At 70.8% G+C, this 253-nt stretch carries 1 pseudogene; it reads right to left on the bottom strand.

What is annotated here, in order from left to right:
* Window positions 1–253 (bottom strand): annotated as a pseudogene (locus AC0CH8_RS18985) (hydroxyacid dehydrogenase); the annotation flags it as partial.

Raw genomic sequence — 253 nt, 5'->3', positions numbered from 1 at the left:
GTCGCATCCTCCACCAGCCCGCCCGCGAGCGCTGCGCCAAGCAGGCGTTCCAGCATCGCAGCCGGCGCCGCCGCGTCGTCAGTCGCTGCTGTCGCCTCGATCAGCAGATGCCAGCGGTGTCGCCCCTGCACGGGCGCGCGAGAGCCGGAGACATGCGCGAGCGCGGCGTCGAGCGTGGCCGCCGGCATGATCTCGAAACTTTCGCTCGTGTCAGTGTCGCGCTGGAAGCTGCGCAATACGGCCAGCGCGACAC

It is taken from the genome of Sphingomonas sp. AC435, assembly GCF_979253005.1.
The sequence above is the reverse complement of the archived record's forward strand: the minus strand, read 5'-3'. Positions and strand labels throughout refer to the sequence as shown.